The 12,339-nt window shown below is 67.1% G+C and carries 12 protein-coding genes; 10 read left to right on the top strand and 2 right to left on the bottom strand.

The window, feature by feature from the left end; all coding sequences use genetic code 11:
- Positions 1-10 precede the first annotated feature (10 nt).
- The 5 genes from AC1EJR_RS06930 to AC1EJR_RS06910 all read left to right on the top strand — a co-directional run bounded on the left by AC1EJR_RS06930 (position 11) and on the right by AC1EJR_RS06910 (position 5,818).
- Positions 11-1,084: a homocysteine S-methyltransferase family protein gene (locus AC1EJR_RS06930; RefSeq protein WP_092291299.1), complete on the top strand. Its 1,074-nt coding sequence runs from the start codon at positions 11-13 to the stop codon at positions 1,082-1,084.
- A 37-nt stretch (positions 1,085-1,121) separates the two neighbouring features.
- Positions 1,122-3,869, top strand: coding sequence for a methionine synthase (metH, locus tag AC1EJR_RS06925; protein WP_092291301.1), 2,748 nt, complete (start codon positions 1,122-1,124; stop codon positions 3,867-3,869).
- A 148-nt stretch (positions 3,870-4,017) separates the two neighbouring features.
- Positions 4,018-4,410: a hypothetical protein gene (locus AC1EJR_RS06920; protein WP_092291303.1), complete on the top strand. Its 393-nt coding sequence runs from the start codon at positions 4,018-4,020 to the stop codon at positions 4,408-4,410.
- A gap of 315 nt (positions 4,411-4,725) precedes the next feature.
- Entirely contained in the window at positions 4,726-5,358 is a 633-nt protein-coding gene (locus tag AC1EJR_RS06915) for a response regulator (RefSeq protein WP_061956399.1), read from the top strand.
- Between the two features lie 55 nt (positions 5,359-5,413).
- A complete protein-coding gene (locus AC1EJR_RS06910; protein WP_092291305.1) occupies positions 5,414-5,818 on the top strand; it encodes a response regulator in 405 nt (134 codons plus the stop codon).
- Between the two features lie 29 nt (positions 5,819-5,847).
- On the opposite strand, the gene AC1EJR_RS06905 is transcribed toward AC1EJR_RS06910, so the two are convergent.
- Positions 5,848-7,248 (bottom strand): CHASE3 domain-containing protein, encoded by a 1,401-nt coding sequence (locus tag AC1EJR_RS06905; protein WP_092292089.1) that lies wholly within the window; start codon positions 7,246-7,248, stop codon positions 5,848-5,850.
- A 282-nt stretch (positions 7,249-7,530) separates the two neighbouring features.
- Between AC1EJR_RS06905 and AC1EJR_RS06900 the strand changes: the two genes are divergently transcribed.
- Together AC1EJR_RS06900 and AC1EJR_RS06895 are read left to right on the top strand one after the other, a co-directional pair.
- Positions 7,531-7,695 carry a DUF1328 domain-containing protein gene (locus AC1EJR_RS06900; protein WP_092291307.1) on the top strand — a complete coding sequence of 55 codons (165 nt, stop codon included), beginning with the start codon at positions 7,531-7,533 and terminating at the stop codon, positions 7,693-7,695.
- A gap of 83 nt (positions 7,696-7,778) precedes the next feature.
- The gene (locus AC1EJR_RS06895) at positions 7,779-8,210 is read left to right on the top strand and encodes an ElaB/YgaM/YqjD family protein (protein ID WP_092291309.1); all 432 of its coding nucleotides are present in this window, start codon (positions 7,779-7,781) and stop codon (positions 8,208-8,210) included.
- A 165-nt stretch (positions 8,211-8,375) separates the two neighbouring features.
- Here the strand turns inward: AC1EJR_RS06895 and AC1EJR_RS06890 are convergent, their stop codons facing one another.
- Positions 8,376-8,696 (bottom strand): DUF1840 domain-containing protein, encoded by a 321-nt coding sequence (locus AC1EJR_RS06890; RefSeq protein WP_092291311.1) that lies wholly within the window; start codon positions 8,694-8,696, stop codon positions 8,376-8,378.
- Positions 8,697-8,886: 190 nt separating this feature from the next.
- Between AC1EJR_RS06890 and argS the strand changes: the two genes are divergently transcribed.
- The 3 genes from argS to AC1EJR_RS06875 all read left to right on the top strand — a co-directional run bounded on the left by argS (position 8,887) and on the right by AC1EJR_RS06875 (position 12,304).
- Positions 8,887-10,695: an arginine--tRNA ligase gene (gene argS / locus AC1EJR_RS06885; RefSeq protein ID WP_454756728.1), complete on the top strand. Its 1,809-nt coding sequence runs from the start codon at positions 8,887-8,889 to the stop codon at positions 10,693-10,695.
- A 105-nt stretch (positions 10,696-10,800) separates the two neighbouring features.
- On the top strand, positions 10,801-11,550 hold the full coding sequence (locus AC1EJR_RS06880) for an SPOR domain-containing protein (RefSeq protein ID WP_477146918.1): 750 nt from the start codon (positions 10,801-10,803) through the stop codon (positions 11,548-11,550).
- 115 nt (positions 11,551-11,665) lie between these two features.
- Positions 11,666-12,304, top strand: coding sequence for a thiol:disulfide interchange protein DsbA/DsbL (locus AC1EJR_RS06875; RefSeq protein ID WP_092291317.1), 639 nt, complete (start codon positions 11,666-11,668; stop codon positions 12,302-12,304).
- Positions 12,305-12,339: the final 35 nt, after the last annotated feature.

Here is a 12,339-nt window from a genome sequence, read left to right as displayed (position 1 = left end):
CAGCCCCGTCATGAGCGCCACTCCCACACCTGTCCGTCCGTACACGCGGGCCGCCAACCTGCCCCGGTTGCTGCGCGACCGCATCCTGATCCTGGACGGCGCCATGGGCACCATGATCCAGCGCTACAAGCTTGGCGAGGCCGACTACCGCGGCGCGCGCTTCGTGGACCATCGCATCGACGTGAAGGGCAACAACGAGCTGCTGCTGCTGACGCGCCCGGACGTCATCAGCGAGATCCACGAGCAATACCTCGCCGCCGGCGCGGACCTGATCGAGACCAACACGTTCGGGGCCACGCGCGTGGCGCAGGAAGACTACAAGATGGCCGATCTGGCCTACGAGATGAACGTCGAGGCCGCCCGCCTGGCGCGCGCCGCCTGCGACAAGTTCAGCACGCCGGAGAAGCCGCGCTTCGTGGCCGGCGCCTTCGGCCCCACGCCGAAGACCGCCAGCATCAGCCCGGACGTGAACGACCCCGGCGCGCGCAACGTCACGTTCGAGGAACTGCGCCATTCCTACTACGAGCAGGGCAAGGCGCTGCTCGAGGGCGGCGCCGACGTGTTCCTGGTCGAGACGATCTTCGACACGCTGAACGCCAAGGCCGCGCTGTTCGCCATCGACCAGTTGTTCGAGGACACCGGCGAGCGCGTGCCCGTGATGATCTCCGGCACCGTGACCGACGCCTCGGGGCGCATCCTGTCCGGCCAGACCGTCGAGGCGTTCTGGAACAGCCTGCGCCACGCCCGGCCGATCACCTTCGGCCTGAACTGCGCGCTGGGCGCCACGCTGATGCGCCCGTACATCGCCGAACTGGCCAAGGTGTGCGATGCCGCGGTGTCCTGCTACCCGAACGCCGGCCTGCCCAACCCGATGAGCGACACCGGCTTCGATGAAACGCCCGAGGTCACCTCGTCGCTGGTGGAGGAATTCGCCGCGTCCGGGCTGGTGAACCTGGTGGGCGGCTGCTGCGGCACCACGCCCGAGCACATCGCCGCCATCGCCGCGCGCGTGGCCAACAAGGCGCCGCGCGCCTGGCCCGGCCAGTACCGCGACGACACCGCAACTGCCACCACGGCAGCCTGATCCATCGCCCGCCCCACACAAGACACATAGCCTTCCCATGAGCCAGCAAAACCTGCCCCCGCGTCCGATGCGCCTCTCCGGCCTGGAGCCGTTCACCATCGACGACGACACGCTGTTCGTCAACGTGGGCGAGCGTACCAACGTCACCGGCTCCAAGGCGTTCGCGCGCATGATCCTGAACGGCCAGTTCGACGAGGCGCTGGCCGTGGCCCGCCAGCAGGTGGAGAACGGCGCGCAGATCATCGACATCAACATGGACGAGGCCATGCTGGATTCGAAGGCGGCGATGGTGCGCTTCATGAACCTGATTGCCTCCGAGCCGGACATCGCGCGGGTGCCGATCATGATCGACTCGTCCAAGTGGGAGGTGATCGAGGCCGGCCTGCAATGCGTGCAGGGCAAGGCGGTGGTGAACTCGATCTCGCTCAAGGAGGGCGAGGAGCAGTTCCGCCACCACGCCGGGCTGATCCGCCGCTACGGCGCCGCCAGCGTGGTGATGGCGTTCGACGAGAAAGGCCAGGCCGACACCTTCGCGCGCAAGACCGAGATCTGCAAGCGCAGCTACGACCTGCTGGTGAACGAGCTGGGCTTCCCGCCCGAGGACATCATCTTCGACCCGAACATCTTCGCGGTGGCCACGGGCATCGAGGAGCACAACAACTACGCGGTGGACTTCATCGAGGCCACGCGCTGGATCAAGCAGAACCTGCCGTACGCGAAGGTGAGCGGCGGCGTCTCGAACGTCTCGTTCTCGTTCCGCGGCAACGACCTGGTGCGCGAGGCAATCCACACCGTGTTCCTGTACCACGCCATCGCGGCGGGCATGGACATGGGCATCGTCAACGCCGGCCAGCTCGGCGTGTACGACCAGCTCGACCCGGAACTGCGCGAGCGCGTGGAAGACGTGGTGCTGAACCGCCGCGACGATGCCACCGACCGCCTGCTGGAAATCGCCGACCGCTTCAAGGGCGGCGGCGCCAAGCGGGAAGAGAACCTGGCCTGGCGCGGCACGCCCGAGCAGCCGGTGACGGTGGCCGCGCGGCTGGCGCACGCGCTGGTGCACGGCATCACCAACTTCATCGTCGAGGACACCGAGGAGGCGCGCCAGGAGATCTTCGCGCGTGGCGGTCGCCCCATCGAGGTGATCGAAGGGCCGCTGATGGACGGCATGAACGTGGTCGGCGACCTGTTCGGCGCCGGCAAGATGTTCCTGCCGCAGGTGGTMAAGAGCGCGCGGGTGATGAAACAGGCCGTGGCGCACCTGCTGCCGTTCATCGAGGAAGAGAAGCGCCTGGTGGCCGAGGCCGGCGGCGACGTGCGCGCGCGCGGCAAGATCGTCATCGCCACGGTGAAGGGCGATGTGCATGACATCGGCAAGAACATCGTGTCGGTGGTGCTTCAGTGCAACAACTTCGAAGTCGTGAACATGGGCGTGATGGTGCCCTGCAACGAGATCCTGGCGCGGGCCAAGGTCGAGGGCGCCGACATCGTCGGGCTGTCCGGCCTGATCACCCCGTCGCTCGAGGAAATGGCCTATGTGGCGTCCGAGATGCAGCGTGACGACTACTTCCGCATCAAGAAGATTCCGCTGCTGATTGGCGGCGCCACCACCTCGCGCGTGCACACGGCGGTCAAGATCGCCCCGCACTACGAAGGCCCGGTGGTCTACGTGCCCGATGCCTCGCGCTCGGTCAGCGTGGCCTCCAGCCTGCTGTCGGACGAAGGCGCCAAGAAATACCTGGATGACCTGCGCGTCGACTACGACCGCATCCGCACCCAGCACGCCGGCAAGAAGGCCACGCCGATGGTGACGCTGGCCCAGGCACGCGCCAACAAGACGCCGGTGGACTGGAGCGGCTACGTCGCGCCGAAGCCGAAGTTCATCGGCCGTCGCGTGTTCCGCAACTACGACCTCGCCGAACTGGCGAACTACATCGACTGGGGTCCGTTCTTCCAGACCTGGGACCTCGCCGGAAAATTCCCGGACATCCTCAACGACGAGATCGTGGGCGAGTCTGCCCGCCGCGTGTTCTCGGACGGCAAGAGCATGCTGGCCCGCCTGATCCAGGGCCGCTGGCTGACTGCCAACGGCGTGATGGCGCTGCTGCCGGCCAACACGGTCAACGACGACGACATCGAGATCTACACCGACGAGACCCGCACCAAGGTCGCCCTGACCTGGCACAACCTGCGCCAGCAGAGCGAGCGCCCGGTGGTGGACGGCGTGCGCCGCCCCAACCGCTGCCTGGCGGACTTCATCGCCCCGAAGGACAGCGGCGTGGCCGACTACATCGGCCTGTTCGCGGTCACGGCCGGCATTGGCGTGGACAAGAAGGAGGCCCAGTTCGAGGCCGACCACGACGACTACAGCGCGATCATGTTCAAGTCGCTGGCCGACCGGTTGGCCGAAGCCTTCGCCGAATGCCTGCACGCGCGCGTGCGGACGGACCTGTGGGGCTACAACGCCGGCGAGACGCTGAGCAACGACGAGCTGATCGCCGAGTCGTATCCCGGTGTCCGCCCGGCGCCCGGCTATCCGGCCTGCCCGGAGCACACGGTCAAGGGCGCGATGTTCGAGTTCCTCGATGCCGCCGAGATCGGCATGGGCATCACCGAATCGCTGGCGATGACGCCGGCGGCCTCGGTGAGCGGCTTCTATCTCGCGCATCCGGACGCCACGTACTTCAGCGTGGGCAAGATCGGCCAGGACCAGCTCGACGACATGGTGGCGCGCCGCGGCGAAGACCGCGCCACGCTGGCACGCGCGCTCGCGCCGAACCTGTAACGGGCCTCACCACTGCTTACAGGGCATTACAAGTCCTCACAGACCGCGCCGGAAAGACTCCTTAGACTGAGCCTCAGTTCACGTGACACCGCGTGAATGCCGCGACGAATGTTTCGTCGCGGAGCATTCCAGAATAGGAGTCTCTTCCATGAACAAGCTGCTGATCTCCCTGTCCGCCCTGTCGATTGCTGCCGCTTCCTCCGTGGCGATGGCCCAAGGTACCGGCGTCACCGCCGGTGCGCAAAACGGACTGGGCGCCTCGGTGAACGCGCCAGGTGTGAGCGCGGGCGCCAACGCATCGGGCGGCCTGAGCACGCAAGGTGGCGCCGCCACGACGAGCGCGCCGACGGCCGCCGACAGCAAGGCGGACCTCGGCGCCCATGCCGGTGCCGAGGCTGGCACCAAGGCCGAGACCAAGTCGAAGAGCAAGCAGGGCAGCCACGCCAAGGCCAAGAGCAAGAAGGGCGAGTCGAAAGACGGCGTGACGCCGCTCGGCGCCAATGCCGGGGCGGGGGCGGACGCCGGTACCAAGATCCAGTAGTCGATCGCTATCCCAGCGCTCGGTGTCCGGCCGGGGCCGGGGCGGTACCCTCCAGGCCGCCTCACCCCCAGGCCGGGGCGCAGGACGCGGGATGCATGACCAGAACGGGCGCTTCGGCGCCCGTTCTGGCGTTCTGGCGCCTTGACGTACTTGTGTGCCGGGCGCCCGATTTGGCGCAGTGCAGCACGCTTGTGCCGTGGCGCATCATGTCAGCCTGACACTGACATATTTGCTGCGGCGCCGGCACTACAATGCAGAAACCGGCGCGGGCCGTGTTTCTTCAGCCCGGCCGGCCCCTCACCGTGGGAGACACCGATGATCCGCGTCTTGATCGCCGACGATCATGAGATCGTTCGCGCCGGTCTGCGCCAGTTCATTTCAGAGGAACCCGACATCAAGGTGACGGGCGAAGCCGCCAGCGGCGACGAAGTGATGGCGCAGTTGCGCGACAGCGAGTTCGATGTCCTCGTACTCGATATTTCCATGCCGGACCGGAACGGCATCGACGTACTCAAATTGATCCGGCAGCGCCTGCCCAACCTGCCGGTGCTGATCCTGTCGACCTATCCGGAAGACCAGTACGCGATCAATCTGATCCGTGCCGGCGCGTCGGGCTACCTGACCAAGGAATCGGCGCCGGACGACCTCGTCAAGGCGATCCGCACGGTGGCCCAGGGCCGCCGCTACGTCAGCCCGACCGTGGCCGACCTGCTGATCGGCGGGTTGGACAAGCCGACCGAGCAACCGGTGCACCAGACCCTCTCCGAGCGCGAGTTCCAGATCTTCTGCAAGCTGTCGCGCGGGCAGTCGGTCTCGGTCATCGCCGACGAGCTGTTCCTGAGCGTGAAGACCGTGAGTACCTATCGCTCGCGCATTTTGGAAAAAATGGGCATGAAGACCAACGCCGACCTGACGTACTACGCCATCAAGAATGGCCTGGTGGAGTAGCGTCCCGTCGTCCCCAGTCAGCAAACAGACCTTTTTCCCCGCCCCCTATCGCACCATGCCGGAGCAAGCCACGGCCTCCTCGACCCGATCGCTGCGTGTCCTCCTGATCGAGGATTCCGCGGTCCTGCGGGGCATGCTGCTGGAATACCTGACGGCTTTCCCGTTCGTCGAATCCGTGGACTGGGCCGATACCGAGGCCATGGCCATCCGGCTGGCCGCGAGCGGGCACTATGACGTGGTGATCGTCGACCTGCAGCTCAAGCAGGGCAACGGCATCAACGTGCTGCGCGAGATGCAGCGCGCCGGGCTCTCCGGCATCCGCATCGTCTACACCAATCATGCGCAGGTCTCGATGTACCGCCGCCAGTGCACGGAGGCCGGGGCCGACTATTTCTTCGACAAGTCGCTGGAACTGGAGCAGGTGTTCCGCGTGATCGAGGAATACGCCACCTCGGCCTGACGGCCGCGGCGCGACTTCGGCCTGACGGCCTACAGCTCGGCTTCCTTCTCTGCTTCCTCCGGCGGCGCCAGTACCGATGTGGTGAGCGGCACCTCGACGCGCACGCTCACGCCCTGGCCCGGCGCGGAATCGATCTGCATCGTCCCGCCCAGCGCCAGCACGCGCTGCTCCATCCCCAGCAGGCCATGGTGGCCGGCCGTGCTGCCGGCGTCGAAGTCTGGCGGCAGCCCCTTGCCATCGTCGCGGATGGTCATGGTGAGATGGTCGTCGGTGCAGGCCAGCGCCACGGACACGTGGCGCGCCTCGGCGTACTTGCTGGCGTTGGTCAGCGATTCCTGCACGATCCGGTATAGCGCGATGGCCGCGCTGTCGCGCAGCGGCGGCAGGGAATCGGGTAGCTCCACGTCGGTTTCCCACTGGTTGCGCGCGCCGCCGTCTTCCACGGACTGGATGATGGCCTCGCGCAGGCCCAGGTTCAGCAGCACGGTGGGGCGCAGGTCCTCGATCAGCTGGCGCTTGATCTGGATGCCCTGGTCCACGTGCAGCATCACGCGGGTCAGCTTGTCGCGGGCCTCGGGGTGGGTCTCCTGCACGCGCATGCGCACCCAGTGCAGGTCGAGCTTGATTGCCGTCAGGATGGCGCCCAGTTCGTCGTGGAGTTCGCGCGCCAGCCGGGTCTTCTCGTCCTCGGTCACGCGCTGCAAGTGGGCCGCCAGCGCGGAAAGCTGCCGCGTGCGCGCGCGCACCTTGCGGTCGAGCCGGGCGCTTTCTTCTTCCAGCTGGATACGGGCCGCCTCGGCCATCGACATCCGGCGCGAATGGCCGAGCCCGACCGTCACCAGCAGCAGGATGTTGATCGCCGTCAGCAGCCCGATGCCGTAGCGCGAGAGCTGGAGGTCATGCTCGGCGGCCTCCAGGTTGTGCGTGACGGTGCCGGACTCGCGCACCTGCAGCTGCTCCAGCCCGCGCCGGGCGGCTTCCATGGTCTGGCGGCCGAAATCGGTGCGGATCAGGTCCATCGCCACGTCCACATCGCGCTTGCCGTAGACCAGCGTCAGGGCCATCTCGTTGAGCTTGCGCGTGACGAACTGGGACGCCTCGCCAAACTGGCGCAGGCCCTCGGCGTCGTTGGCGTAGTGCTGGCGGATGCGCGCCATCAGGGCGTTGATCTGCGGCAGCGCCTTGTAGTACGGCTCCAGGTAGCTGTCCTGGCCGGTCAGCAGGAAGCCGCGCTGGCCCGCCTCGGCATTGACGAGTTCGCCCATCAGCGCGCCCAGGTCGCTTTGCAGCTGCTGGGAGCGGATGGCCTCGGTATAGCCCTCGCGCAGGCGCAGGTTGCCCGTCTCCGAGGCAATCAGGACGGCCAGAGTCAGCACGATGCCGCCGGCGAGCAGCAGGGTATTTCTGAGAAGTAGGGAGTGCTTGGCCATCACGAATACCAGGAAATACCGGTTTGGGCGGACGCGCGGGCGCACGTGCGGCCATGGAATCACATCGACATGGCAGGGTCAATCGTACAGACGGCCCCCGAGTGGCGCACCCGGTGCGGCGCGGTGTGCATTGTAGGACTTGGCTGACACGGGAATCGGTCGGGGGTCGGTGTCTGGCGCCGGGGCATGACCCTACGATGAGGCTATGAGCTTGCGCACCGTGGCGCAAGCCGGGCGCACCGCAGCAACCGGGGTGCGCCCGCTAACCTCGGGAGACTGGCCATGCTGCATTACGCACTCGTTTTCTTCGTTGTCGCGCTGATCGCGGCGATCTTCGGCTTTGGTGGCATTGCCGCCGGTGCCGTCGAAATTGCCAAGATCCTGTTCTTCATCTTCCTGGTCGTGGCGCTTGTCACCTTCGTGATGGGCCTGATCCGCAGAAGGTAAGGGGCACGCACGCGGCACGCGCCCACGCCGGATCGGCCGGCGGGCGCGGTGCTCAGTACCCCGAACCGCAATGAGGAGTCCCTATGCTCACGCAGAACCCCAAAGTCCGGAAGGAAATCAATCACTTGCATGACAGCGCCGATGCTGCCGTGCGCCAGCTGAAACATGCCGCCCGGGATACCCGCGACGCGGCGCGTGACGCCGCCGTACCGGTTTCGGGCGAGGTCAAGGCCCTGATCGCCCAGCTCCAGCAGACCATCGACGTGCTCACGCACGAGGGGTCGGAAGAGGGCCTGGCGGCCGGCCGCCGCCTGCGCATGCGGGCCAACGAGATGGCGGAACGGATTCGCGCCCGGGGGACCGATGGCATGCACTGGGCCCGGGAACACATGGATGAAGCCGTGGATCACGGCCGTGCGCGCGTGGCCGAAAGCCCGCTGAAGGCGGTGGGGATTGCCGCGCTGATCGGCGCCTGTATCGGGTTGCTGCTGGCGGGACGCCGCAGCGACGAGTAACCGAATATCCTGGCCCGGCACGCCGGGCCTGTACCGTTTTACCCCTGCAGCAAAMCCCCCTTTCCGGATATATCCCTGATCCGGGACGCCCGGCACCTCGATGGTGGCCGGGCATTTTTTTGCCTGTTTTTTGCCTGTTTCTTGTCGACTACGGCCCGCGGGCCGTCAGACGCCCCACATCACGTTGGCGCCTTCCCGCTCGGACGCGCGCAGCATGTCCAGGAACGGGTAGGCGCGCTGGCCCAGGTGGAGGGGTTCTTCCTCGTCCTCGTCGCGGGCGTCGGAGTGGACAGAGGTATCGGCGGGGTGCACCTTCTTCGCATCCTGCACGGCGGCCTCGAGTTTCTTGATGGCGCGCGGGAGTTCCTCGGACGTGATCACCCCGCGCTCGCCCATGTGCTTGCCGATGATGCCAAGCAGCGTGAGGGCAAGATCCTTCATCATGATCAGGTCCTGCGCCGCGTGGGATTTGAAGGTGATCAGCATGATGTTTCCTTTCACGAGTGACGAAGTTCCGCACAAGCCGCGCGGCACGGTCGCATGATGTCAGCATAGCACCTGATAAAATTCCGCGTTTCCCGATTTCCGGTGCCGGTCACGCGACGCGCGGCGCACTTGCCGCAACGCCTCCGGACCGTTCATCGCTCTCTTTAGCGCCTTCAGGGCAAAGACATCCATGCTGCCTGTTCAGACCTCCAATCTTGCCGCCGCGTTCACTGACGCCGTGCGCGCGCTCGCCCCGGCCGACGCCGCCCTGCCCGCCGTCACCTTCGAGCGCCCCAAGGTGGCCGCCCACGGCGACCTGGCGTGCAATATCGCCATGCAGGTGGCCAAGGCGCTCAAGAGCAATCCGCGCGAACTGGCCCAGAAGATCGTCGCCGCCGTGCAGGCCGACCCCCGTGCCACGGCGATCGTCGCCCAGGCCGAGATTGCCGGCCCCGGCTTCATCAACCTGCGCCTGACCCCCGCCGCCCGCGCCGACGTGCTGCGCGCCGTGCTGGCCGAAGGTGATCGATTCGGCGCCCGGCCGGCCGGCGAGCATGGCCAGGTGCTGGTGGAGTTCGTCTCCGCCAACCCGACCGGGCCGCTCCACGTCGGCCACGGCCGCCAGGCCGCCCTGGGCGACGCGCTGGCCAACCTGCTGGCCTGGAACGGCTGGGCGGTGCACCGCGAGTTCTATTACAACGACGCCGGCGTGCAGATCCAGACGCTGGCCATCTCGGTCCAGGCCCGCGCGCGCGGCCTGAAGCCGGGCGACGCCGGCTGGCCCGAGTCCGCCTACAACGGCGACTACATCGCCGATATCGCCGCMGACTTCCTGGCCGGCAAGACGGTGGCTGCCAGCGACGGCGAGCCGGTGACCGCCTCGGGCAACATCGACGATATCGACTCGATCCGCAAATTCGCGGTGACCTACCTGCGTAACGAGCAGGATATCGACCTCCAGGCCTTCGGCGTGAAGTTCGACCGCTACTACCTGGAGTCGTCGCTGTACAGCGATGGCCGCGTGGAAGGCGCCGTGCAGTCGCTGGTGGCCAAGGGCAAGACCTACGAGAGCGAAGGCGCGCTGTGGCTGCGCACCACCGACGACGGCGATGACAAGGACCGCGTCATGAAGAAGACGGACGGCACCTACACGTACTTCGTGCCGGACGTGGCGTACCACACCACCAAGTGGGAGCGCGGCTTCGCCAAGGTCATCAACGTGCAGGGCAGCGACCACCACGGCACCATCGCCCGCGTGCGCGCCGGCCTGCAGGGGCTGGACATGGGCATTCCCCAGGGCTACCCCGACTACGTGCTCCACAAGATGGTCACGGTGATGAAGAACGGCGAGGAGGTGAAGATCTCCAAGCGCGCCGGCTCGTACGTGACCGTGCGCGACCTGATCGAGTGGAGCAACGGCGGCGACGAGACCATCCGCGGCCTGCTGGACGCCGGCGTGGCGGATTGGCCCGCCCATTTCACGCGTGGCCGCGACGCCGTGCGATTCTTCCTGCTGTCCCGCAAGGCCGACACCGAATTCGTGTTCGATGTGGACCTCGCCCTGAAGCAGAACGACGAAAACCCGGTGTATTACGTGCAGTACGCCCACGCCCGGATCTGCTCGATCTTCGAGGCCTGGGGCGGCGCCGGCTGGGAAGCCCGCCTGCCGGAACTGGCCGGGGCCGACCTGGCCGCCGTGACCGCCGCGGACGTGAGCGCCCAGGCCATCGCCCTGGGCCGCCGTCTGGCCGAGTTCCCGGACATGCTGGCGGCTGCCGCCGGCGAGCTGGCGCCCCATGCGGTGGCGTTCTACCTGCGCGACCTGGCCGGCGACTTCCACGCCTTCTACAACGCGGACCGCGTGCTGGTGGACGACGAGGCGGTCAAGCGCGCCCGGCTGGCGCTGCTGGCGGCCACGCGCCAGGTGCTCAAGAACGGCCTGGCCGTGATTGGCGTCTCGGCGCCGCAACGGATGGACCGCGAGCCCGCCGCCAACTGAGCCGCAACGCCCCGGTGACGGATTCTTGGGCCACTTTTCAGAGTGGTCTCAATCGTGCCTGCCGGGACAGGCCCTATAATCCCCGGCAACACCGAAGAGGACTTCATGCAACAGCAACGCAAGCGCGCCGCGCGCCCAACCCGTACCCATGTCCGGATGCAGCGCGGTGGTACGTTCCTGGGCCTGGTGCTCGGGCTGATCGTCGGCCTGGCCATCGCCGTGGTGGTGGCCCTGTATATCACCAAGTCGCCCGCGCCGTTCCAGCAGAAGGGCGCCAACGGCAATGCCCAGCAGCGCCCGAGCGAGCCCGGCAACGTGGCCACGCCGCTGCCGGCGCCGACGCAACCGCAGCAGCAGGCCGAGGGCCCGAGCGACCCGAACCGGCCGCTGTGGAGCAAGACGCCGGCCAAGCCGGTGGGCCAGCCCGACGGGCAGCCGGCTACCCCGGCGCAGCCGCCGGTGGCGACCACCCGCCCGGCTGACCAGCCCGCCAACGGCGCGGCCAGCGCCGCCAAGCCGGCCGATGCCTCGCGTCMGGCCGAAAAACCCGCCACGCGCCCCGCCGAGAAGCCGGTAGCCGACCCGATCGCCGAGATCGCCCAGGCTGACGCCAACAAGGTGGGTTACCTGCTCCAGGTGGGCGCCTTCCGCTCGCAGGACGACGCGGACCGCCAGAAGGCCAATCTGGCCATGCAGGGCTTCGAAGCCAAGGTCACGGAGCGCGATGTCAACGGCGTGAAGATGTACCGCGTTCGTCTGGGGCCGTTCAACCGTATCGAGGACATGAACCGGGCGCGCGACCGCCTGCAATCGAACGGTTTCGAAGCTTCGGTGATCCGCTTTACAAAGCAGTAACATGGCGGGCGGCGCCGCGGAGGAACCGGGCGCCGCCGCACTTGTCTTACCGGTCGGCTCGCTGCGTGCGGGCCATCCCCCTGATCTCTCTGACCTATCAGAAGGCCCTTCGAAGATGAAGAAAATCGCCGCTTTCCTCGCCACCGTCGCCGCCGTGGGCGGTCTGCTGATGACTGCGCCCGCAGCCATGGCCGCACCGGCCGAGGGCAAGGACTACACGGTGCTGAAGTCGCCCCAGCCGGTACCGGCGGGCAAGATCGAAGTGACCGAGTTCTTCTGGTACGGCTGCCCGCACTGCTACGACTTCGAGCCCGAACTGGAAGCCTGGGTCAGCAAGCAGGGCAAGGACGTGGTGTTCAAGCGCGTGCCGGTAGCCTTCCGCGACGACCTGCTGCCGCACACCAAGATCTTCTATGCGCTGGAGTCGCTGGGCAAGCTGGACGCCCTGCACGGCAAGGTGTTCGAGGCGATCCACAAGGACCGCAAGCGCATGCTGACCACCGACGAAATCGCCGATTTCATGGCCAAGAACGGCATCGACCGCAAGCAGTGGCTCGATACCTACAACTCGTTCACGGTGACCACGAACGCCCAGCGCGCCAACAAGATCGCCGATTCGTACAAGATCGAGGGTGTGCCGACCGTGGTGGTGCAGGGCAAGTACGAGACCTCCCCGAGCATTGCCGGCACCAAGCCGGCTGCCATCCAGGCCATGGATTTCCTGGTCACGGGCGTGCGCGCGAAGAAGCTCTGATCCGCGCGGCATGACCCCGACGGCCCGGTGCGCGA

It is taken from the genome of Cupriavidus sp. 05T42 (assembly GCF_056396345.1).
The sequence above is the reverse complement of the archived record's forward strand: the minus strand, read 5'-3'. Positions and strand labels throughout refer to the sequence as shown.

What these genes read in the sequence shown, in the direction of transcription:
- AC1EJR_RS06895 (WP_092291309.1), top strand. Translation starts at nt 7,779, where the DNA reads ATGCTCACGCAGAACCCCAAAGTCCGGAAGGAAATCAATCACTTGCAT.
- AC1EJR_RS06915 (WP_061956399.1), top strand. Translation starts at nt 4,726, where the DNA reads ATGATCCGCGTCTTGATCGCCGACGATCATGAGATCGTTCGCGCCGGT.
- AC1EJR_RS06875 (WP_092291317.1), top strand. Translation starts at nt 11,666, where the DNA reads ATGAAGAAAATCGCCGCTTTCCTCGCCACCGTCGCCGCCGTGGGCGGT.
- AC1EJR_RS06910 (WP_092291305.1), top strand. Translation starts at nt 5,414, where the DNA reads ATGCCGGAGCAAGCCACGGCCTCCTCGACCCGATCGCTGCGTGTCCTC.
- AC1EJR_RS06905 (WP_092292089.1), bottom strand. Translation starts at nt 7,248, where the DNA reads ATGGCCAAGCACTCCCTACTTCTCAGAAATACCCTGCTGCTCGCCGGC.
- AC1EJR_RS06920 (WP_092291303.1), top strand. Translation starts at nt 4,018, where the DNA reads ATGAACAAGCTGCTGATCTCCCTGTCCGCCCTGTCGATTGCTGCCGCT.
- AC1EJR_RS06900 (WP_092291307.1), top strand. Translation starts at nt 7,531, where the DNA reads ATGCTGCATTACGCACTCGTTTTCTTCGTTGTCGCGCTGATCGCGGCG.
- AC1EJR_RS06930 (WP_092291299.1), top strand. Translation starts at nt 11, where the DNA reads ATGAGCGCCACTCCCACACCTGTCCGTCCGTACACGCGGGCCGCCAAC.
- AC1EJR_RS06890 (WP_092291311.1), bottom strand. Translation starts at nt 8,696, where the DNA reads ATGCTGATCACCTTCAAATCCCACGCGGCGCAGGACCTGATCATGATG.